At 68.4% G+C, this 21112-nt stretch carries 17 protein-coding genes, 1 tRNA gene and 1 pseudogene; 10 read left to right on the top strand and 9 right to left on the bottom strand.

Features of this window, described 5'->3' with window-relative positions; all coding sequences use genetic code 11:
• Window positions 1–45: 45 nt before the first annotated feature.
• The gene (locus tag ACFPQ9_RS43700) at window positions 46–255 is read left to right on the top strand and encodes a hypothetical protein (RefSeq protein WP_380865885.1); all 210 of its coding nucleotides are present in this window, start codon (window positions 46–48) and stop codon (window positions 253–255) included.
• 1630 nt (window positions 256–1885) lie between these two features.
• Here ACFPQ9_RS43700 and ACFPQ9_RS43695 read toward each other — a convergent pair.
• Window positions 1886–5137 (bottom strand): RHS repeat-associated core domain-containing protein, encoded by a 3252-nt coding sequence (locus tag ACFPQ9_RS43695; RefSeq protein ID WP_465269624.1) that lies wholly within the window; start codon window positions 5135–5137, stop codon window positions 1886–1888.
• 1258 nt (window positions 5138–6395) lie between these two features.
• Here ACFPQ9_RS43695 and ACFPQ9_RS43690 point away from each other — a divergent pair.
• Window positions 6396–6524, top strand: coding sequence for a hypothetical protein (locus ACFPQ9_RS43690; RefSeq protein ID WP_380865880.1), 129 nt, complete (start codon window positions 6396–6398; stop codon window positions 6522–6524).
• A 282-nt stretch (window positions 6525–6806) separates the two neighbouring features.
• Entirely contained in the window at window positions 6807–7334 is a 528-nt protein-coding gene (locus tag ACFPQ9_RS43685; RefSeq protein ID WP_380865877.1) for a hypothetical protein, read from the top strand.
• Here ACFPQ9_RS43685 and ACFPQ9_RS43680 read toward each other — a convergent pair.
• The 4 genes from ACFPQ9_RS43680 to ACFPQ9_RS43665 form a co-directional block, all read right to left on the bottom strand.
• Complete coding sequence (locus ACFPQ9_RS43680; protein WP_380865875.1) at window positions 7325–7576, bottom strand: hypothetical protein; 252 nt, start codon at window positions 7574–7576, stop codon at window positions 7325–7327. The genes ACFPQ9_RS43685 and ACFPQ9_RS43680 overlap by 10 nt on opposite strands.
• A 40-nt stretch (window positions 7577–7616) precedes the next feature.
• A complete protein-coding gene (locus ACFPQ9_RS43675) occupies window positions 7617–7766 on the bottom strand; it encodes a hypothetical protein (RefSeq protein ID WP_380865872.1) in 150 nt (49 codons plus the stop codon).
• A gap of 67 nt (window positions 7767–7833) precedes the next feature.
• A complete protein-coding gene (locus ACFPQ9_RS43670) occupies window positions 7834–8166 on the bottom strand; it encodes a hypothetical protein (RefSeq protein ID WP_380865870.1) in 333 nt (110 codons plus the stop codon).
• Between the two features lie 193 nt (window positions 8167–8359).
• On the bottom strand, window positions 8360–9550 hold the full coding sequence (locus ACFPQ9_RS43665; protein WP_380865867.1) for an amidase domain-containing protein: 1191 nt from the start codon (window positions 9548–9550) through the stop codon (window positions 8360–8362).
• Window positions 9551–9800: 250 nt separating this feature from the next.
• On the opposite strand from ACFPQ9_RS43665, the pseudogene ACFPQ9_RS43660 reads away from it, so the two are divergent.
• A pseudogene (locus ACFPQ9_RS43660) lies at window positions 9801–10351 on the top strand (tyrosine-type recombinase/integrase); the annotation flags it as partial.
• 67 nt (window positions 10352–10418) lie between these two features.
• Here ACFPQ9_RS43660 and ACFPQ9_RS43655 read toward each other — a convergent pair.
• A tRNA-Arg gene (locus ACFPQ9_RS43655) sits at window positions 10419–10494 on the bottom strand.
• Window positions 10495–11275: 781 nt separating this feature from the next.
• Here ACFPQ9_RS43655 and ACFPQ9_RS43650 point away from each other — a divergent pair.
• Window positions 11276–13534 carry a heavy metal translocating P-type ATPase gene (locus ACFPQ9_RS43650; protein WP_380866086.1) on the top strand — a complete coding sequence of 753 codons (2259 nt, stop codon included), beginning with the start codon at window positions 11276–11278 and terminating at the stop codon, window positions 13532–13534.
• Here the strand turns inward: ACFPQ9_RS43650 and ACFPQ9_RS43645 are convergent.
• Window positions 13525–14223, bottom strand: a complete 699-nt coding sequence (locus ACFPQ9_RS43645) for a response regulator transcription factor (RefSeq protein WP_380865864.1) — start codon at window positions 14221–14223, stop codon at window positions 13525–13527. The two genes, ACFPQ9_RS43650 and ACFPQ9_RS43645, sit on opposite strands and share 10 nt — an antisense overlap.
• Before the next feature lie 411 nt (window positions 14224–14634).
• Here ACFPQ9_RS43645 and ACFPQ9_RS43640 point away from each other — a divergent pair, with 411 nt between their 5' ends.
• Entirely contained in the window at window positions 14635–16287 is a 1653-nt protein-coding gene (locus ACFPQ9_RS43640; protein ID WP_380865861.1) for an AMP-binding protein, read from the top strand.
• 104 nt (window positions 16288–16391) lie between these two features.
• On the opposite strand, the gene ACFPQ9_RS43635 is transcribed toward ACFPQ9_RS43640, so the two are convergent.
• On the bottom strand, window positions 16392–16817 hold the full coding sequence (locus tag ACFPQ9_RS43635; RefSeq protein WP_380865858.1) for an SCP2 sterol-binding domain-containing protein: 426 nt from the start codon (window positions 16815–16817) through the stop codon (window positions 16392–16394).
• A gap of 194 nt (window positions 16818–17011) precedes the next feature.
• Here ACFPQ9_RS43635 and ACFPQ9_RS43630 point away from each other — a divergent pair, with 194 nt between their 5' ends.
• From ACFPQ9_RS43630 to ACFPQ9_RS43620, 3 genes are read left to right on the top strand one after another with little or no spacing between them, the layout of a single operon-like run.
• The gene (locus ACFPQ9_RS43630) at window positions 17012–18010 is read left to right on the top strand and encodes an ATP-binding cassette domain-containing protein (RefSeq protein ID WP_380865855.1); all 999 of its coding nucleotides are present in this window, start codon (window positions 17012–17014) and stop codon (window positions 18008–18010) included.
• Entirely contained in the window at window positions 18010–18789 is a 780-nt protein-coding gene (locus ACFPQ9_RS43625; protein ID WP_380865852.1) for an ABC transporter permease, read from the top strand. The genes ACFPQ9_RS43630 and ACFPQ9_RS43625 overlap by 1 nt, the downstream gene beginning before the upstream one ends.
• Before the next feature lie 36 nt (window positions 18790–18825).
• Window positions 18826–19518, top strand: a complete 693-nt coding sequence (locus ACFPQ9_RS43620) for a thioesterase II family protein (protein WP_380865849.1) — start codon at window positions 18826–18828, stop codon at window positions 19516–19518.
• Between the two features lie 69 nt (window positions 19519–19587).
• On the opposite strand, the gene ACFPQ9_RS43615 is transcribed toward ACFPQ9_RS43620, so the two are convergent.
• Complete coding sequence (locus tag ACFPQ9_RS43615; RefSeq protein ID WP_380865847.1) at window positions 19588–20409, bottom strand: hypothetical protein; 822 nt, start codon at window positions 20407–20409, stop codon at window positions 19588–19590.
• A gap of 294 nt (window positions 20410–20703) precedes the next feature.
• Here ACFPQ9_RS43615 and ACFPQ9_RS43610 point away from each other — a divergent pair.
• The coding region (locus ACFPQ9_RS43610; RefSeq protein ID WP_380865844.1) for a phosphopantetheine-binding protein at window positions 20704–21112 on the top strand (409 nt) is incomplete at its 3' end.

Below are 21112 nucleotides of genomic sequence, written 5' to 3'. Positions count from 1 at the left end.
AAAAGACCTTGCCAAGAGACCCATTGCCCGGCTTCGATCACAGCCATGACCAACGGCGCAACCGTCAGCCTCGTCGACGACCAGATCCTCGCCAACCAGATCATCCCCGGCATCAAGACCCTTCGTGACCACCTGGACTGCCCGCTCCACGAAGCTCTCAAGGTCTTCGTCGCCCGGTACGAAGTGTTGCGGGCAGAGCGGCCCGAGGACTTCGCGTGCGGTCATGAGGAGTACTGGACCGGCTTCTACTCGTGAGTCCGTATTGGTTACATGAAAACGGATCGTCACGGGAGCTGAGGTCGCCAGGGCTCGGTTCGACTCTCCTTGGTATGTGGTGATCCGCAGTACGAGCTTGTACTCGCCTGGCTCGCTCGCGCTGACTGCCCCTTCCACGCCGCCCACTGGAATGGGGTGAATCTCGCTGCCCGCTGACGGGCTGGTGCGGCCCGGGTAGTTCCCATCCATCCTAAGCGTCACCGAAACACTTGTTGATCCCCCTACAGCGGAGCTGGTCGACTCCGGGAACCGGAAACCTCCCGGCACCAGAGTCTTCCTGTCTTGGCTGACGTCCTCCAGGAAATCCGTCTGACTCGGAGTCGCCTGTGATGAAGGGTCCGCAGGCTCGGTGGGCCCCACGGTCCCGAACGTGGGATCGGGCGAGGGCCGGGGGACGGGGCCACCATCGGCGTAGAGCATGAGTATGGTCGATATCAAGGCACCGATCCCTGCAGCTCCCATCAGCACGACCACGAGGAGGATGGATCGGCGCCGGCTGGCCCGCTCGGATCGCTCGGCGAGTGCCGCCCAGTCGGGTTCCAACTTGTCGTCTCTACCGTTCTGCACACCGACCGCCGTGCCACGCTGCGGCCAGGCGTGAGCTCCCGGCCGTTTTGGCATTCTCCTCTTACGAGCCCCTGTCCATGACCGTTTAGGGAATCAGCGGTACGGCCTGCTCTGGTGCCAGGACTACTGGCTGTAGGTCTGCCGGTCAAAAGGCCCCGGACCATGATCGGTCCAGGGCCTCTTGACTGGTGCCCCCGGCAGGATTCGAACCTGCGACACCCGCTTTAGGAGGGCAACGGAGCCTGTAGGGGCTAAGGGTCTCCATTCGGAGAGGCCAGGCCTGACGGGTACGCCGACCGCAGCGGTGAAGTCGGCTGTGCCGCCGGCGAACACTGCGTGGTCGAATCTGACCGTGCCGCGTGTGAACTCCGCGCCGGTGAAGTGGAGGACCTCGCCGCCGATGAAGCGTGCGCCAGTGAAGCTGACGGTGCCCCGGTGTGCAGGGCTTTGGGCACTGGGCTTCGACGCCGGGCGGTTGCCCCCGACGCCGCCAGTCTGCTCTCGGGCGTCCTGGCAGGTACCCGGACCGGACCTTCACCGGCAGGCCACAGCGAGCTTACGACCGGAGGTCAACTACAACATCAAGACCTCCAGTCTGCTGGGCGCGCGAAAGCGCGAGGCTGGAGACCTCTCCCGATTCGGCTGAGGATCGAACCGCCAGAGGAAGGTTGAGGGTCCGCCGAATCCGACTCCGTCGACGGACCCTCGCGCAAGATCGAGGCTAGGGATCTCCGAACAGCTTCCGCTGGCGCTTTCTTTCCAGGAGGCAGGTGCCACCAAAGACCGCGCCCACGAGGACCCCTCCTAGGAGAGAGACCAGAACGCTGTAGGTGAATCCATTCCCCGCGCCCAGGGATGTAGGAAGCAAGATCGCAGAAATGATTATTCCTGCGCATGTCCCGATGAGCATGGGGTGCCTCGCGGAGAATCTCTGGCTTCTGGTGGGCGGACGGCTGAAGCGCTTTTCCAAGCGCCAGTAGGCATCAGTAATGCGAACCATCAGACCCCTTGGGTTCGGAGATCTCATCAGATCGTTCTACCCTCAGTCGGGGAGGTTCCGGTCAGCCCTCCAGCGGTTTACCGCAGGGCCGAGCTTCCCCGCGAAGCCACCGGCAACTCCCCACGCCATTGGCTGCCAGGTCGCCGACCAGTACCCGCCGAGGCTCTGGTTCTCTCCCGAGGCAGCGTGGGACACCGCGCCGGCCACACCCGATCCAACGATGATGCAAGCGGCTGTCGCGGTCCCGGCGCTGGCGAAGCTGCACCCGGCGGCGACCCCAATTCCGATGATGGCGCCGCTGTGCTTCTTCCAGGCGTTCTTCGCCCACTTGGGTATGCCCCATGTTCCGTCTGGGTCCATGAGGTTGGTGGGGTCGCCGGAGGCGTAGAGGTAGGGGTTGGCCTCGAGCCCGGAGGGGTCGGGTTGCGTGAAGCGGCCGAGTTGCGCGTCGTAGTGGCGTGCCTTGTTGTGGTAGAGCCCGGTCGGGTCCTGGTAGCCGCCCGCGAAACGGTAGGGCTGCGTGACCTGTTCGGTGGCGTCGGCGATGCCGTTGGGGCTGTAGTAGTACCAGTTGACCTTCTTGCCCTGGGAGTTGGCCACGGCCTCGACCGTACCGAGTCCGTCGGTGAGGTAGTAGTACGTCTCGCCCTTGGTGCGGAAGGAGTGGAGGTTTCCCGACGGCTCGCGGGTGAGGTTCATGTCCACACCGGCCTTCGTCTGCGCGGACAGGCCGACGGGGCCGTGGTGGAAGACCGTGTCGCCGAATTGGGTTCGCTCGGACTGGTCGGTGGACGCATACCTTCCCTTGTACTCCTTGCCGCCCTGGGTGATGGAGGTGAGCTGGGAGAAGTCGTTCCACTGCCCGCCGGTGCGGGCGGTGTCCGCAGTGGGGTTCGCCGCGGTCTCGTTGCCCGCCTTGTCGTAGGACCAGCCGTTGGTGCTGCCGTCGCGGGCGGTGAGCTGGGAGGCGTCGTTGTAGGTGTAGGCGGTGCCTCCGGGGCAGGTGTCCTCAGCCTGGACGTTGAGCAGGCCGGGGAGGTTGCCGTTCTGGGAGGTGAGGTTGCCGGCCTTGTCGTAGCAGTACAGCCAGCTGTTGTTGACCGTCGAACCCGCCGTCTCCTTGGCGTACTTGAGGCGTCCGGCGGAGTCGTAGTCGTAGGTCCGCTTCAGGCCGTCGACGTGGTCGGTGCGGGAGCGGATCTGCGTGCCGTCCACGGTCTGGCCGCCGCTGGTGTAGGCGTAGCTGTAGGCGAGATCGATCAGGGTCCCCTCCGCGTCGGAGGTCGCGGTGATCCGTGTCGCCCGGTTGGACTTGTCCCGTGTGACCGTCTCCGTGATGCCTGCGGGGAGGCTGGTCTTGGTGCGGGCGTCGTTGGCGTTGTAGTCGTACGTCGTCTTCTTGCCCTGCGGGTCGGTGAGGGACAGCAGGTTGTGGGTCTTGCTGTACGTGTACCTCACCGTGCCCGACGGGTCTGTGTAGGACTCGACATTGCCCTCGGCCGTGTATTCGAGGACGGTCTGCGAGCCGTCCTGGAGGGTTCGGACCGTCTCCCGGTTGAGCGGGTCGAAGTCGTACTTGGTGATGCCGGTGGCGTCCGAGCGCTGCTTGAGGTTGCCGTCGCCGTCCCATGCGTAGGTGACGGTCATGTTCGTGCTGGAGACCTTGGTGATCCGGTCACGGTTGTCGTACACGAACACCGTCTTGATGCCCCGGCCGTCGGTGACGGTCTCCGGCCGTCCGGCGCTGTCGTACGTGTACGTGGTTTCGCCCAGAGGGGCGGGCGGGGTGACCTTGGCCAGGTTGCCCTTGGCGTCGTAGTGGAACTTGGTGGCCTTGCCGCCTGCGTCCTTCACCTCACATCGCTGGCCCTCGAAGCCGCCGCAGGTGGGGGAGGCAGGGTTGTAGATGAAGGTGCGCGTGCCGCCGTCCGTCCCGGCCACGGTCTCTTTGGTGGTGTTGCCCGCGGAGTCGTAGCTGTAGCTGACCTGCACCCCGTCCGCGCTCGTGATCTTCCCGGGGACGTCCGCCCCGGCGATCGTCCGGTAGCCGGTCAGCGAGGAGGTGGCACCGGTGGGCAGTTTCAGGCTGGTGGGGTTGGAACGAGTGTCCCAGCCGTAGGCAGTGACGTTGCCCGGGGTGGAGCCGGTACCCATGGCGTCCGCGGCCGTCTCGAGGTTCAGGTTGGCGTCGTAGGTGCGATCCCGGTTCCGGCCGAGAGCGTCGGTGACCTTCGTGACCGAACCGTCCGCGGTATGCGTGTACCTGGTCTGGTTCCCGGCCGGGTCGGTGACCGTGGTGACCCCGGCCTTGCCCGGCGCGTCGGCAGTGTAGGCGTAGGTGTGGGTGGGGCCGGTCTCGCCGGAATCGTTGAATCCGGTGGCGCGCTTCATGGAGGTGACCCGGTTGCTGCTGTCGTAGGTGAAGACCGTCACCCGCCCCTCCGGGGTGGTGACCTTCGTCAGCCGTCGGTCGGCGTCATAGCCGAAGGAAGTGGCCTTGCCCTCGGTGTCCGTGGTCTTGGCCAGGTCCCCGGCCGGATTCAGGTCGTAGACCACGGTGCGGCCGGTGTTGTCCTTGGCCTGCCACTGCGACGCATCGGTCTTGACCAGGTCGATACTGCGGCCGGAGCGGGACTCGGTGAGCTTGAAGCCCTTGTGCTCGGTGCCCTCGTCATGCTGGTCGACGAGGATGTGGCCGCCGTTGCGGTCACTCACCTTCACCAGCGTGCCGGAGGCACTGTAGGTGTCCTTCGTGCCCGAGCCTCGCTCGGTCACCGTGTATTCGCCGCCGGCAGTCTTCTCCAGGTCCAGGCGGTGACCCTTCGGGGTCGCGTACGTGCCATCCGCCTTCTTCGTGAAGGGCACCGATCCGCCGGTGGCGTCATACAGCACTGCACGGTCGGTCTCGATCTGCAGGTACCGCTCGTAATTGGCCCACCAACGCTGCGAGACCTTGCCCCACGGGGCGGCCAGCGAGTTGTACGTCCTCGTCAGCTGCAACGACTTGCCGACCCCGGCGACCTGGAAGTCCGTCGCGGCGAGCATCAGGTTGCCGTTGGAGTAGTTCACCCGCGCCACGAGCGAGTCCGTGATCCGTACATCGGAGATCTGATGCCACGGGACCTGCCCCTGACCCTCGGGCACGACCGCCTCGATCGCCGCCCTGGCGCTACCCGGCACATCACCGGTGCGGGCGCGGTTCTCCTGTGCTGCCCGCCACCGCGCCAACTGCTCCGAGACCTTCTCCCGGACCGTCTTGGGCGCCTTGGTCGTGCCGACCTTGACCGGCGGCATCTTGGCCTTCTCGCCGCCCTTGCCCCACGCCGAGACGGGCCTGTCCGGTACGTCCGGCGCGGCGATCGCCGGCGTCGCGGAAACGGCGAGAGCCAAGACAGCCGATGAGGCGATCACGATGCGTCTGGTGCGTATCCGGGCACGCCTGCGCGGCGTGCTCTTGCTGCGTGAGTACATGTTGCCGTGACTCCCTACCTGGATCGAAAAGGGGTGCGGTACATGTGCGGGGCAGAAGGGGAGTGGCCGGGTCATCGCAGAGGGGGCCGAGTGGCGTCACGGCGCCGCCGGGGGACAGCGGACGCAAGCGAGGGGCACACGGGGACTTGCCGGCCGCCCGCCCTTCTGCCGGACCAACAACGCCCACCCGATGCGGACGCCGCGGCCACGATAAGCACACTCGTTCGAGAGTGGCCAGCGACTCCTGCCCCGCCAACTGGCCCTGGCTGGAACCCTGTTGTGAAGTGGAAGGAGTGGCGAGTGCGGCGAATGAGATGGGCGGCCTGCACCCTCCTGCGTCACTTCTGCGAAAGAGGAGGGTGCAGGGAGGGCGCCGACGTTAACGGGAGGGGCTCATTCCGTGCACCCCACAGCGGTCATTGCGCACAGCTGTCTGGCCCCTGCCCGCAGACGCATGTCCGTCATACATGCGCTGCGAATGTGCGCGATGAGCCGCGAAGGCCCGCCCGTACGTCGGAGGGAAGGGCCCCTGACCAGGCATTTTGCTGTGCCTCCAACCGGATTCGAACTTGTGACACCTGCTTGAGGAGCTTTCCCTGATCAAGGCTGTGACCTGCGCAAACGTTGGTCTGGACGCCGTACGCCTCGTAGCGGCGGTCGCCTGTGTGCTGGTAGGCGACGACGGCGGGTTGACCGTTGGCGAGGGTGGGCACCAGGCGCCACCGGCCCTGCACAGGACCCGATGGGTCAGGACCCCGACGACGGCCCGGCGGCCGGTGAACCAGGTCGAGGTCGACGGCATCTCCATCTCGACGCCGATGCGCAGGGGTTCCACCAGCGCGTCGGCGTCGGCGCGGGTGAAGGCATCGACGTAGCGGTCTAGCAGGGTGCGCCGGGTTTCCTCGTCCGGTCGGCCAGGTCGTACTGGACCGGTCCGGCCTCGGCCAGGTGAGCCCGGGCGCGGCGTGCTGTGCCGCGGGCGTGGTGCCGAGAATCTCGGCGACCTCCTAAGTCCGGACCGCCAGCACGTCGAGCAGCGTGAGAACGGCGCGCTGCCGGGCGGGCAGGTACTGGGGCGCTGATGAAGGCGAGCCGCACGCCGGTCCTGTCGTTCACGATGGCCGCCGGGTCGCCGGTGCCGAACAGCGCGTCGGGTGTCGGCTGGAGCCAGGGCACCGAGGGCTCGCGCCCGGCTACGGTCACCCGGTGATCGTCCGAGGGCGCCCCGAGGAGGGTCGCCTGCGGCTCCCTGCGCGACCGGCTCTACCCGCTCATCGACTCCTGGGCCGCCCGAGGGGAGGGGCCGCTGGGAGGGTGCCTCCAGGGCCGTCAGGCAGGCCCTGGTGGCGATCGTGTACAGCCGGCGCCGGCGCTGGACCCACCGCCCCTGAGGCGGTGTGATCGGCAGCATCATGAACGAGACGCAGATGGTCGTACCGGATCCCCGAGCCGAGAGTATTCATCGACATCATGCCGGGGAAAGATCCCCCGCATGGCCGACTCTGCTATCTGGATCTCCTCATTGACTGCAGGCACGGCCGTGCTTGCCAGCTGGGTCACCAGCCGCGGCACTGCCCGGGCTGCACAGATTCAGGCCAGCGCGGCTGAGAAGACTCAGCGTGCCGTTCGGGTGAGTGAAGCGCGTCGGTCCGCCTATGTGAGCCTCATCGAACAGGCTCACAGGATGGCTGAGTTGTACTGGGAGGTCTCGGATATCCACGGATCGGCCAGCCCGCGCACTGAGCAGTTACCTGCCTTGAAGGAGGTGCGGGCCAGTCTTCGGGAGGAGTACGGAAAGCTCCGCCACTTCATATGGGTGATCACTTTGGAAGGGCCCGACGACGTGGCGGAGGCCGCAGAGAAGCTGAGGCTCTCAACCAGGCCGCCATACCGAACACTTGAAGCATCAATCGCCGGCGATCCAAATGCACCTGCAGCCTTCGACCAGTGCTACGACCCATTTTGGCAATCTTTATTGACGTTCGTCTCCACTGCCCGAGCGGCGGTGCATCACCTGTAGGCAGTGGGCTGGCGCGTCAAAAACGGACATGGCTTCTTCACGCTGAGGTGAGCGGCGGGCCAAGCCGCGAAGGGCAGCCAGACGATGAGGAATGCGGCGCGGCCGACGCCGGTGTGGACCTGGAACAGGGCACGGATGCGTTCAGCAAGGGGGTCGCCGGACTCGCTGTTCGTCAGTGCGTCGAGCTCGTGGACCAGGCCGAGCGCGAGCAAGGAGATCCAGATCCGCTTGGCCGGCGTCACAGCCCCACCGGGCCGGCAAATCCAGTGAGGACGGATTCCGCTAGTCCGATGCAAGCTGCGGCACGACGAGCGGAGGGCCGTAAGGCTCCGCGTGCACATCGACAGCGGCGATGCTTCCGATCACGTCCTCCACCACGACGCTGCGGGCCCGGCCGTCGAAGGCCATCTGGAATCGGTTCGGTGTCGTCACCGGCGGAGCCTAACGGCTGGGGCGGCTCGCACCCGGGTCACGGGTGCGAGCCACCCCAACAGCTCTGTCAGGAACTCGGCTTGTCGGTGGACGCGGATTCCTTACCGGACTCCGCAGGCTGCTGGGTGAAGACCACGAGGTGCCAGGTGCCCTTCTCACGCGTCACGGTGAAGGTGTCCCGCATGGCCTTTCCTGCCTTGTCCTCGGCCATCAGGCGGGCCGAGCCGGTGTCCGGGCCCATGTCGTGGTCGACCTGCACATCCTTGATCTTCCACCCCCGCCCGCCCTTGTCCGCGAGGATCTGCTCGGCCTCGTGCCTGGACCACTTCTCGTCCTTCACGCCCCCGACTTCGATCAGTTCGGCAGCGCTTCGGGAGTTCAGGGCGTTCACGTACGCCACGACGGCCTCGTGGGCCCCGTCGGACGATGCCGAGGCCGAGGGGGTCAAGGGGCTTGAGGACTTGGCCTCGTCATCACCGGACGAGCAGCCGGATGCGAAGGCAAGAGCGGCCAGAGCGGCCGGCACAGCCAGAAGATGTCGACGCTCCACAGCGCACTCCTATGTGGTTCCTGTGAGGGGGGTCAGCAGCCTGTCAGGTGCGGTGCGCGTACCACCAGGCACGTGGGTGGTCCGAGAGGAGCTTCTTCAGGCTTTTGTTGTGGGTGTCGCTGGTGTGGTACGTCAGGTAGGGGGTGCCCCGGTACTTCTTCGTGACGATCATCGTGTGGTCGATGTTGTTGTCGCGGCCCCAGTCGGCCTGGAGGACGTCCGACTTGGCCATCTTCCACACGTTGTCGAGGATCTTGGTCCGCTTCGAGTGCTTCTTCGCGAACCAGTACCAGTTCTCCGCAGCCGCCCAGGTGTAGCTGGTGGTCCACGTCGTCGGTCCGTAGAACCAGTACTTGTTGCTGGGCCGCTGGATGATCGCGCCGCCCTTGGGGCCCCAGCCGCCGGCATGCATCGCCTGGGAGATGAAGTTGGTGCAGTCGGTGCCGTACGTGCGCCAGGCGCTGTTGTGGTGGTCCCAGTACTTGTCCGCGTAGGCAACCATCTTGCCGTAGCTGTAGCCCCTGACCTCCCGCTTGTCGCCGGAGTCGTCGCTGTTGTCGGGAAGCGGAGCGGTGCCGGACGCGGCGTCCTTGCTTCCCTCGTCCTCTTCCGCCTTGCCGCCCCCGTCATCGGCGCCGCCAACGGCGTCCACGGCGGACACCTGCGTGGTCGGCGTCGGACCGCCCTTCGTGTCGGCCGTGTCGGACGACAGCAGCCAGGCACCGTCGGGGCCTTGGGTGAACTTCACGGTGTGCGGTACGGACACTTCCTCGTACTCCGGAGCGCCGTCCGCGACCTCCTGCGGTGTGAAGGGGAGGAGGAGGCGGGTGCGCTCGATGAGCTGGAGCGTTGCCGACTGGCCGGTGACGGAGGTGTCAGTCACCTCCACGTCGACCTGCGCCTTCGTGTAGCCGCCGTCGACTTCCTTGTAACGCCTGCCCTTCTCCACGAGTGCGGCGAGATCATCCTGCACCTGCGCGGTCATGGAGCGCGTGGCCCGGACGCGGGCGGTCGCGGCTCTGGCCGTCGGACGAGTCGTCGTCAGCATGTCGGCCCGCTGCTGCAGATAGCCCTCGGCGAGTTGGGTGAGAGCGGTGGAGTCGGCGTTCGCCGACGAAGCCGCTGCCGGAGAGGCAGGCTGGGCGTCCGCCGGGGTGCCGGTGAGCACAAGCATCGCCGCTGTGGCTGAGGCCGCGGCTCCGGCGAGGACACGTCTGTGATGCGCAGCGCGCATGAAACCCCCTTGATCACGGCTGACTGGTCGGGTCAGCCCGCAGACCAAGAGGGCGAGCATGCAGGTCGCGTTCCCCGTGGGCGCATTACTGATCCCGGAATGTCTGATTCCTGATCGAGAGGGTGGTACATCAGCGAACGCCTAACGCGGGGCAGTCCCCTCGGCGGCCATGTCCCCCCCGGACGAACGCACTCTTGCCGAGAGCACGAAGCAGTTCGCGCCCTACCTGTCCGATCTCCAGTCATGCGCCCTGGCGGTCGCTGCCATGGGCCTGCGACGCGGGGAGTTGGTGGCGCTGCGCTGGTCCGATGTGGACCTGGACAACCGGGTGCTGCACTTACGCCACCAGACGCCGTGTCGGCGGGGAACGATGTACGACGATGACCCCAAGAACCGCCGTCAGCGCGTCGTTCCCATGCCCTCGCTGTGCATCGCGCCGTTGCGCTGGCACCGGTTGCGGCAGCGGGAGGCGTTCGCGCGCACGGGTACCGCGTGGTCTGAGCGGGGCTACGTCTTCCCCACGAGGAACGGGCGGCCGGTGGAGCCGCGCAACGTCTACCGGTCATTCATGTGGGTCGCCGCCGATGCAGGGATGCGGGTGGTCCGACTCCACGATGCGCGAACGACTGCGCCACCCTACTGACGGCGGCCGGCGTAGCACCGCGAGTCATCATGGAGATCCTCGGGCACATTCAGATCAGCATCACGATGGACGTGTACACGCACGTGGAGCACGACACCCAGCGGGAGGCGATCAGCTATATGGACCGGCTGCTCAAGCGCCGCCGACCGGCCGCCTGAGAGGCGACTGCCGTCAAATGGTGCCGTCAAAACGGCCCGGACCATGATCGGTCCGGGCCGTTTGGGCTGGTGCCCCCGGCAGGATTCGAACCTGCGACACCCGCTTTAGGAGAGCGGTGCTCTATCCCCTGAGCTACGAAGGCAGGGATCTCGGAGAGATCCGGCGACTAGCCTAGCGGATAAGGGATCGAGAGTGGGAAGGTTCTCGTTTCCGCAGGTCAGGATGGCTCTAGAGTCGCGGAGGGGCGGCCGAGGCGAGAGAGCCATACGGAGCCGGCTCGGCTTCCCGAACGTCGCCGCGGAGCCGGCTCGGCTTCCCGAACGTCGCCGCGGAGCCGGCTCGGCTTCCCGAACGTCGGCCGCAGAGCCGGCTCGGCTTCCCGGAAGTCTGCCGCAGCGAGTGGCGCGGTCCGGGGCCGCCCCGGCCCTGGTCGTGCTGGGGCCCCGCAGCTGCTCTGGGACGCCGGAACGGGCCGTGCGGCGGTCGAGGATGTGCGGGAACCCCCCGCCCCATGGATGCGACCAACTGCCCATGGATGACCAACTGCCCACGGATAGCCAATTGACCATGGACGGCCAAGAGCCCATGGATACGGATACAGACCAGCGGCCGCGGTCTTTCTTCCCTCCCGGCAAACCGATCGGATTCGTGTTGCTCCTAGGAGCACTGTGCGTCGTGTTCTACGCCGTCGGGCGGGCGATCGGCCCGGTGTCACCGGAGCTGCGTCCGGGGTGGCACTACCCCCGGGACGAAATCTCGCACTCGGCGGAGCACACCCGATGAGCATCGGATCCGACATGTTCCGCGGAGCGGCGGACGACACCGGGCGGGAGGCAGGCGACACCGACCGGGAGCCCGACGACACCGGGCGGGTGCCGGGTGACGCCGCGCGGGTGCCGGGTGGCGCCGGGCGGGTGCCGGCCATGCCGGAGTCGGCCGGGCCGGGCGGCGGCGGCTCGCTGGTCACCACCGATCTCACCGTCGGCGGAATGACCTGCGCCGCCTGTGTGGCCCGCGTGGAGAAGCGGCTCAACCGGATGCCCGGCGTCACCTGTGGGGTCAACCTCGCCACCGGACGGGCCCGGGTCGTGCACTCGGTCGATGTGCCCGTGGGGGACCTCCTCGATGCCGTGCGGCGGGCCGGGTACACCGCCGACCGGATCAGGGACGCCGAAGCCGCGCCCGAGGCCCCTCCGGCCGGATGTCGTGACGACGACTGCGTCAAGCTGGTGCTGATCGCGGTCCTGGCCCTGCCCGTCCTGCTCGTGTCCATGATCCCCGCGCTGCAGTTCCGCAACTGGCAGTGGGTCTGCTTCCTGCTGGCCACCCCGGTGGCCCTGTGGGGCGCCGAGACCTTCCACCGCCGGGCGCTGCGCGCCCTGCGGCACTCGACCGCGACCATGGACACCCTGGTCAGTCTGGGGGTCGCCGCCTCGTACCTGTGGTCGTGCTACGCGTTGTTCCTGGGTACCGCCGGCACTCCGGGACTGGTCATGCCGTTCTCCCTGAGCACGGACGGCGGGCATGACCATGTGTATCTGGAGGCGACCGTCGGCATCCCCCTGTTCGTCCTGTGCGGCCGGCTGATGGAGGATCGGGTACGGCGCCGGACGGGCTCCGCGCTGCACGCGCTCGCCGAACTCGTGGTGAAGGATGTCACGGTCCTCGACGACGGGCCGCCGGGCGAGCCACCGCTCGAACGGCGTGTTCCCGCCGCTCAGTTGGTGCCGGGACAGCGGTTCCTCGTCAGGCCGGGCGAGCGGGTGGCCACCGACGGCGTGGTCGTCAGCGGCAGCGCCGCGATCGACGCGTCCCTGCTGACCGGCGAGAGCGTGCCCCGCGAGGTCGGACCGGGCGACCGGGTCACCGGCGGCACGCTGGACGCCGGCGGGAGCCTCGTCGTACGGGCGACCGAGGTGGGTGCCGACACCCGGCTCGCCCGGATCACCCAGCTGGTGTGGGAGGCTCAGGCGGGCAAGGCCCGGATACAGCGGCTCGCGGACCGTGTCGCCGGGGTGTTCGTGCCCGCGGTGCTCGCCCTCGCGGCATCCGTCCTGGGTTTCTGGCTGGGCGTCGGCGCCAGTTCGCAGGGCGCCGTCACCACCGCCGTGGCCGTGCTGGTGGTGGCCTGCCCCTGCGCGCTCGGGCTCGCCACCCCCACCGCGCTCCTCGCGGCCACGGGGCGCGGCGCGCAGTACGGCGTGTTGTTCAAGGGACCCGAGGTGCTGGAGAGACTACGGGCCGTCGACACGGTGGTGCTGGACAAGACCGGAACGCTCACCTCGGGCACGATGCGCCTGCTGGACACGGTGACCGTCGACGGCTGGTCGGCCGACGCCGTTCTGCGACTGGCGGCGGCCGTGGAGCAGCTGTCCGAACATCCCGTAGGCCGGGCCATCGCCGCCGCCGCGCCCTCGGCCGGCCACGCTCCCGGTGGCGTCTCCGAGTTCACCGCCATGGCCGGGACCGGGGTGCGCGCGACCGTGGAGGGGCACGCCCTGTGCGTGCGGCGGATATCCGCCGGTACCCGGCTGCCGGACGTGCTGCGGGACGCCAGGGACCGGGCCGACGCCGCGGGCCGCACCGCGGTCCTGGTGGAGATCGACGGCGCGTGCGTGGCCGTACTGACTCTCGGGGACACGCTGCGGCAGGGCAGCGTCGAACTGGTGGCGCGGCTGCGGGCGCTGGGCGTCGAGGTCATGATGCTGACCGGGGATGGCCCCGGGCCGGCCCGTGCGATCGCCGACGAGCTCGGTATCGAGCAGGTGCGGCACTCCGCGTCGCCGGAGGACAAGGCCGAATTCGTGGCGCGCCTTCAGTCCACCGGCCGCACTCCCGCGGTCGTGGGCGACGGCGTCAACGACGCGGCCGCGCTTGCCGGTTGCGAACTCGGTATGGCCGTGGGGACCGGTACGGACGTGGCCGTCGGAGCCGCGTCGGTGACGTTGATGCGGGAGGACGCGCAGGCGGTCGCGGACGCACTGGAGCTGGCCAAGCGCACCATGGGGACCATCGGCTCCAACCTGACCTGGGCGTTCACCTACAACGTTCTGCTCATCCCGATCGCCGCCGCCGGCATGCTCAACCCGATGATCGCCGCTGTCGCCATGTCCGGGAGCTCGCTGCTGGTCGTCGGCAACAGCCTGCGGCTGCGGTCGTGGCGCCCCACCGCTCAGGCCTGAGGTGGAAGCAGCCCCTCCTTGAGCGCGGTCACCACGGCCAGGGTTCGGTTGGGGCTGTTCAACTTCGCCAGGACGTTCGCCACATGACGCTTGGCGCCGTGTTCGGAGATGCTGAGCCGACGGGCGATCTGCTTGTTGCTCAGGCCGTCCCCGACCAGCGAGAGCACCTGCTGCTCCCGGGGGGTCAGGGACACCGGACGCGGCGCCTTGGCGCCGTTTCGCTCGCGCACCTGGGACAGCAGCTCGCGCGCGAGCGTCGAGGGCATGGACAGTTCGCCGTTGCTGATCCGGCGCAGCGCGTCGGCCAGGGCGTTCCGGGTCAGCTCCGACTGCACGAGGAAGCCGTCGACGGGCAGCGAGGCCGCCCGGGAGATCATGTGTTCCGACGCGCTCTCCAGGAGGAACAGCACCTTGACGTTCATGGTGGCGATCTCACGGAGCGGTTCTTCCTGCTGGGCCACCTCCAAGCCCGGACAGGACATGATCAGGACATCGACAGGCGCACGTTGCAGGTGTTCCACGAGTTCTTCGTAGGAGTCGATCTCCGTCAGATGTCGCACCCTGACCGAGGTCAGCATGGTGCGCAGGCCGAACCTCGCCACCTCGTTCGGCACGAACAGGGCGATGTCCAGCCCGTCGTGGGTCGTGGATGAGTACTCGAGTGCGCTGGTGTGAGTTGTCTCGGTCACGACTAATTCTCCTGAGTGGCTCGGCCTGGGAAGATTTCCTCTGGAAGGAGTCGCGCGCTGAACAATTGCGGGAATGGACCGGAAATGGGGTGAACTGGTTACCGCGTGGCCGGTACGCCATCGACGATCGTTCACACTTTGTTCTACTACGCCGGTCTAGTAGATCGGGAAGACCCTAGATGACGACTTAGTACGCGGGCAACACCTCTCACTGCCGCCTCCGGAAGAGGTCGAATGAATCACGCCAATCCGCTTTCCGGCGGTCGGTGTCGGGGCCCGGGGACGGTGACACCACTAGCCATTCGGGCACCCTCGGACGGCGTCTCCCAAGGACGGACGCGGGGTCGGCGGTGAGCCGCATAGCGTGGGACGGCGCCCGGTGCTCCCCGCTACCCGAGAGGGCTACGTCCCATGACCGCCGACTCCCTGGGAACCGAACAGCTGTCGATACCGGCCGCGTTGCGCCGCTCGGCGCGGCGCGGCGGCTCGCTCACCGTGCTCGACCGGGCCATGCGGCCGACCCGTCTGACACTGACCGAACTTGACGACATATCGACCGGTGCCGCGGCCCGGCTGCACCATGCCGGCGTCCGGCCCGGGGACCGTGTCTGTGTGCTCGCGCCCACGTCCCTGGAACTGCTCCTGAACCTCTTCGGCATCTGGCGGCTCGGTGCCGTGCCGGTGGTGCTGCCGCACGAGCGGCCGGACGACACGGCCGCCGCCGGAGGTCTGCTCGCGCACCGGATCGTCACCTCGGGAGCTCGCCTCGTCCTCACCGACCGCGCGCCCCGGTTGAGCAAGCGGGTGCCGTCCGGATGCCGGGTACTGGGGCTCGAAACGATGCTGTCGGGCCCTCAGGCGCCGGAGCCACCGGTGCCCGACGGCTTCGCCCTCGGCCTGCTCCAGTTCACCTCGGGCACCACCGGCTCGTCCAAGGCCGTTCCCGTCCGTCAGGGCCAGCTGGTCGGGAACGTCTCCGCCTGTATGACGTCACTCGGCATGCGCCCCGGGCACACCTACGTCAGCTGGCTGCCCTTCTACCACGACATGGGCATCGTCTCGGTGGTCGGTCTGCTGGTGCAGGGCGTGCACACCGTCGTGATGCCCACCGAGAACTTCCTCAGCCGGCCGTCGAGCTGGCTGGAGACCGTGACGGCCCACCGCGCCGAGATCATCGCCGCCCCCAACTCGGCCTACCGGCTGGCCGTCAGGGCGCAGCAGCTTCGGCCCGCGGCGCTGGACCTGTCCCGGCTGCGCGTGGCGATCAACGGCGCGGAACCGGTGACGGCCGGGACGGTGGAGGAAACCGTCCGCGTCCTGGGCAAGAGCGGCATGCCCACCGAGGCGCTCTGCCCCACCTACGGTATGGCCGAGACCACGCTCGTCGTGACGGCGGCCTCGGCCACGGCCCCGGTCCATGTGCTCGAGCCCGACCGGGCCCCGCGCCAGTCGGGCGACCACGAGCTTCCGGCCCGCCCGCTGGTCTCCTGCGGCCGCCCCCTGCCCGGCACCTCAGTCACCGTGCACGGCCCCGGCGGCGAGCGCCTGCACGACGGACAGGTCGGCGAGGTGCGGGTGACCGGGCCCGGCGTGACCGGCGGCTACTGGACCGGACCCGACGCGCCTCTCGACGGCATGGGGCGGCTCGCCGGCGGGCAGATGAACACCGGCGACCTCGGCTTTCTGCACGAGGGCGAGCTGTACATCTGCGGCCGGTCCAAGGACCTGATCATCGTGGGCGGGCGCAACCTCTACCCGGAGGACTACGAGATCGCGGCCGAGGCGGTCCCCGGAGTGCGCGGCGGAAACGTCATCGCCTTCTCCCTCCCCGACCAGGAGCGCATGGTGGTGGTCGCCGAGGGCACCGGCGGCGCCGCGAGCCAGGACCGGCTCGCCCACGACCTGTTCGACCGGCTGCGCAGCGCCGCTCAGCACGCCCCGGCCGAAGTCGTCCTGGTCCGGCCCGCCACCCTGCCGAAGACCTCGTCGGGCAAGAAGCGCCGGGGCACCTGCCGGGACCGGTACCTCGCGGGTGAACTCGACGTCGTCGCCACCGCTCGCTGACGCGCCGGAACCGTCTCCCGCGCGCGCGAGCCGCACATACCGAAGCCGCCCCGCCGGTGGGAACACCCGGCCGGGCGGCTTCAGCCATGGTCGGTCGCCGTGGCTCAGCGCATCTCGTCGACGAAGCTGCTGGACACCCGGGCGGCGAGTGACACCAGCTCGTCCGTCGCCCGCACGTATTTCAGCAGCGTGGGCAAATGGCCCGTCACCATGAGGTCGCCGTCCAGCATCCCTTCGATGGGGTCCGTCTCGCCCTCGATGACGCTTTTCCACACGGAATAAGGCGCCCTGATCACGAATGTGGTGTCGCCCGCACCGTCCGGGCCCACGTCGTAGCTGGCGGATTTACATTTTCCGTCGCCGAATTCTGTATGGCACCAAATGTCGGCCTGCACGCCCAGGGTCTCCTCCGCTTCGAAGACGAAGGCGATCTCGGCCTGGAACGTGCGGGCCGCCTCCTCGAACTCCTCTGAGGAATTGATGAGCCCGACATACGAATTCAGCCACTCTGCGCTGGGAAAGACGCTCACGACATCCCCTCGGTCTGGTCCGGTGCCACCGTTGTACCGAAGTGCGGCGGCGGCACCCAGGGCCAACGGGACGCCCGAGTCACAGCACGCCCGACGGGCCCGAACGGCCACCTAGAACGGGTGCCGCCCGGGGTACGAACGACGCTCCGAAACAGCGCTGTTCAGCGGGAACCCGAGGCAAGACGCTGAACGGCATGTCCATCATCGAGGCCCAGGGCCTCCACAAGCAGTTCGACGACGGCACGGTGGCAGTGGACCGGGTCGACTTCGAGGTGGCCGAGGGGGAAGTGTTCGGTTTCCTCGGCCGCAACGGAGCGGGAAAGACCACCACGGTCCGTATCCTGACCACCCTCACCCGCGCGACATCGGGCCAGGCTCGGGTCCTGGGACTCGATGTCGTCAAGCACCGGTCCCAGGTGCGGGACCGTATCGGTCTGTCACTCCAGCAGGCCGCGCTCGACCCCCTCATGACGGGCCGTGAGCATCTGCACCTCGTCGCGTCCCTGCGCCGGATGCGGCCGAACCGGCGCACCGAGCGGACCGAGGAACTGCTCACCGGGTTCGGCCTCACGGAGGTGGCCGATCGGCTCGTCGCCACCTACACGGTGGGTATGCGACGCCGCCTCGACGCGACACTCGCCCTGCTGCACGGTCCGGAGCTGCTCTTCCTCGACGAACCGACCACGGGTCTGGACCCGCAGAGCCGGCGGGCCCTGTGGAGCTTCGTCCGTACCTACCGGCAGAGCGGCGGCACCGTGTTCCTCACCACCCAGTACTTGGACGAGGCCGACGAGTTGTGCGACCGCATCGCCATCCTCGACAAGGGCGCGGTCGCCGTGATCGACACCCCCCAGCAGCTCAAGAAGGGCATCGGCGGCAAGGTCCTCGCCCTGCCGGCCACACCCGACGCACGCGAGGTGGCCGCCTCCGTCGTCGGCGAGGCCGGCTGCCGGGTGGCCGACGACGTCCTCCAGGTCGACCTGCCGGCGGGCGACGACGTCCTGCCCTCCCTGCTCGGGAGACTGCACGACCGGGGCATTGCGCTGGCCGGGGTCACGGTGACCGATCCGACCATCGAGGAGGTCTTCATCCGGCTCACGGGCGAGGGACTGGAACGCAGGACCCAGGACAACAGCAGTGTCGCCGCGGCGGCCCTGGCCAGGACCGTCGGCTCGGGCCGGGGAGGAGTCTGATGTCCGCGCTCTCAGGAACCGTCACCCTGCTCAACCGCAACCTCCGCGAGGGCCTGCGCAGCCCTGTGATCGCCTTCGTCTTCCCCGTCCTCTTCCCGTTGTTCCTCATCACCCTCGTGGCGTCCAGCTACGAGCGCATGGCCTTCATCCCGGGCTTCCCCGTCACCCCGTACGCCGCCTACATGGCGCCCGGACTGCTGCTGTTCACCGGAATGATGGGATCCGGCTACTCGGCCACGGCCCTGGTCCTCGACGCGCAGAGCGGATTCCTCGACCGGCTGCGGCTGCAACCCGTGCGCCCTTCGGCGCTGCTGCTGTCCAGGCTCCTGTTCGACGCCATCCGGGTGGTGCCGGCCGGCCTCGTGGTGCTCGGCGTCAGCGTGCTGCTCGGTGCCCGCATCGAATCGGGCCCGGCCGGTGTCCTGTTGCTGCTGGTGCTCTCCTCGTTCTGGTCGGTGGCCTACGGCGGCATCTTCTACGTGGTGGCCCTGCGCACCCGCAATCCGCAGGCGCCGCTCGCCATGGCGCCCCTGTCGGTGCTGCTGCTGTTCGCCAGCCCCGCCGCAGCCCCGCCGTACCTCCTGCAGGACTGGCTGGCCTCGCTCACCACATGGAATCCGTTCACCTACGTCATCGAGGGCATCCGCGCCCTGATGACCGGGCCGGAGAGCGGCACGGTCACGGAGGCACTGCTGAAGGCCCTGGCGGTACTCGTCGGGCTGACCGTCGTCACCCAGATCTTCGTCGTCCCGGCCTTCGCCCGGCTGGTGGGCGACTGAGCCGGGTCCGCCGCCCGCACAGAGGAGCAACCCGCCATGCTGCTGTACTGCTTTCCGCACGCCGGTGGCGCCGACTCCCCCTACCGCTCCTGGGGGGATCGGCTCGCCTCCGTCGAGATACGCGTGCTGGGCCGCGGCGCCAGATTCCCGGGGAGTGCGCCGACGGCGCCGGACTCCGTGACCGCCCTGGCCGAGGCCTGCGCCGACCACCTGGCCGCCGAGCGCCACCCGTATCTGTTCCTCGGCCACAGCCTCGGCGCGCTGGTCGCCTTCGAGACCGCCCGCGCACTGCGCGCCCGCGGCGGCCAGGGTCCGGCGGCGCTGCTCGCCACCGGCCACGTCGCCCCCCATCTGCCGTCGCCGGGGCGGAAACTGGGCGGCCTGCCCACGGCCGAGTTCTGGGCGGAGGTGCGCGCGCTCGGTGGGACCCCGCCGGAACTGCTCGACCACGGCGAGCTGCGCGAGGCGGCCGAACCGGGGCTGCGGGCGGAGTTCCGCGCGGCGGAGACCTACCGCTACACCCCCGGACTGCCCCTGGACTGCCGGATCGTGGCCATGACCGGCGAAGACGACGACCGGGCGCCCACCGAACAGTGCGCTGCCTGGCGGCTGCACACCACGGGCACCTTCGATCTGCACACGGTGCCCGGCGGCCACTTCTTCGTCGCCGACAACCCCGAGCCGGTGCTGGACCGTATCCGGGAGGAGACGGCCTCACCCGTTCGGTGATCCGCCCGGCGAACCACGCAGCGGGGCCACCCCTTTCACCGGGGTGGCCCCGCCGCGGTCATGGAGCGCTCAGACCTTGGGGGTCCGGGACTCCAGCGTGTACGACGCCTCGACGCGGTAGGTGCCCTTGTTGCCGCCGCCGCGGTCCACGTTCACATCCGCCGACCTGACGACCTTCAGATACAGGCCGTCCTCCTTGTCGAACCAGACGTCGGCGACGGCGTCACCGTCGAGACCGTCGCCCTTCACATAGCTGTCGATCTTCACATGGTGGGCCTGCCGGTCCTCCCCGGCCACCCTGACCGTCTCGTCGCCGATATATTTGATCTTGATCGCGGCACGGTTGCCGTGCGCGACGCAGATGGTCTCCTCCCTGCCGCCGGGCTTCACCGCGTCACCGCCCACCTGGACCATGGCCGGGTTGCACTTATGGGCCTCGTCGCCCTCGATACCGGCGAAACTCACCTTCTGCATATGGGCCAGACACAGGTACTCGCCCTGGCCGCTGCACTGCCGGTGGGCGTCGGTGTGCTCCTTGATCGGGGTGAAGTACAGCTCCCACACACAGCCGGCGGCGTGCAGCACCCGGGCGTGGGTCACCTTCGGGAAGGGACGCTCGTACTTGTCCCCGTCGTAGATGATCGAGTCGGCCCCGTCGGTCCGGTACGTGTAGACGCCGGCCTTCGGTTTGGTGAACCCCTTGACCTCCTTGCTCGGGGCGACCGGGCTCTTGATCTGCCCCAGGTCGTCGCGGAGTGCCGTCGGGTGATCGCGGTACTCCTCGAGTGCCATGGCGAGCGTGACGCGCGTTCCGTCAGGGGTGATGGCCTGGGTGCGGTTCGCGACGATGAACGCTCCGGCCGCGACGAGCACGGCCAGTATCGGCACCAAGCGCAACAGGGTGCGCCTCACCTGCCGTTTGGTTGAGCGGGACGGGCCTTCCACAGTCGCTCCTTCGAGGCGTCGGGAAAATCCCCTGCACCGTCCCCCCGGGCACCACGACCGGCCAATCCCAGCACGACGCGTCCGAAGAGCCGTGCCCTTAGCCCCCTCGAAAGAGCACGGTGGGCGTCCTCGGGCGTCCGGCCTTCCCGGCAGTCATTCAGGGCTGTTGGGCGGCTTCGCCCGCACGTGACTCTGGCCGGGATTCGCACCCGCAGGCCCGCATGCCTTCTGGAGGATCCAGTGCCCCCGATCAGCAACGGCGACGTCGACACCCTCTCCCTCGACCGCGGTGCCCTGCTCGCTCTCTCCCCGTCCGACCGGATGCGGGAGATCAGCGCCTACCTGCGGGACCGCTACCGGCGCATCACCGGCCACGAGGCACCCGCCGACCTCGACGAGTCCGTCTTCCTGGAGTCGCTCCAGGCCACCGAGCTCCAGATCACGATCGATGCCGAGCTGGACGTGCCCATCTCGCTCACCGACCTCGTCGCCATGCCCAGCCTGCGCGTCCTCGCCACGGCCGTCGATACCGCCATCGTCTCCTCCGCCGAGGCACCGCTCGCCGAGGCCGAGCGGGAACTGACCCTGCGGCCCGATGTGGCGGGGTGGGGTGAGGCGTTCGGTCTGACTGATGTGCAGCATGCGTATT

The organism is Streptomyces coerulescens, from assembly GCF_042657965.1.
Lineage (GTDB): Bacteria > Actinomycetota > Actinomycetes > Streptomycetales > Streptomycetaceae > Streptomyces > Streptomyces coerulescens.
The sequence above is the reverse complement of the archived record's forward strand: the minus strand, read 5'-3'. Positions and strand labels throughout refer to the sequence as shown.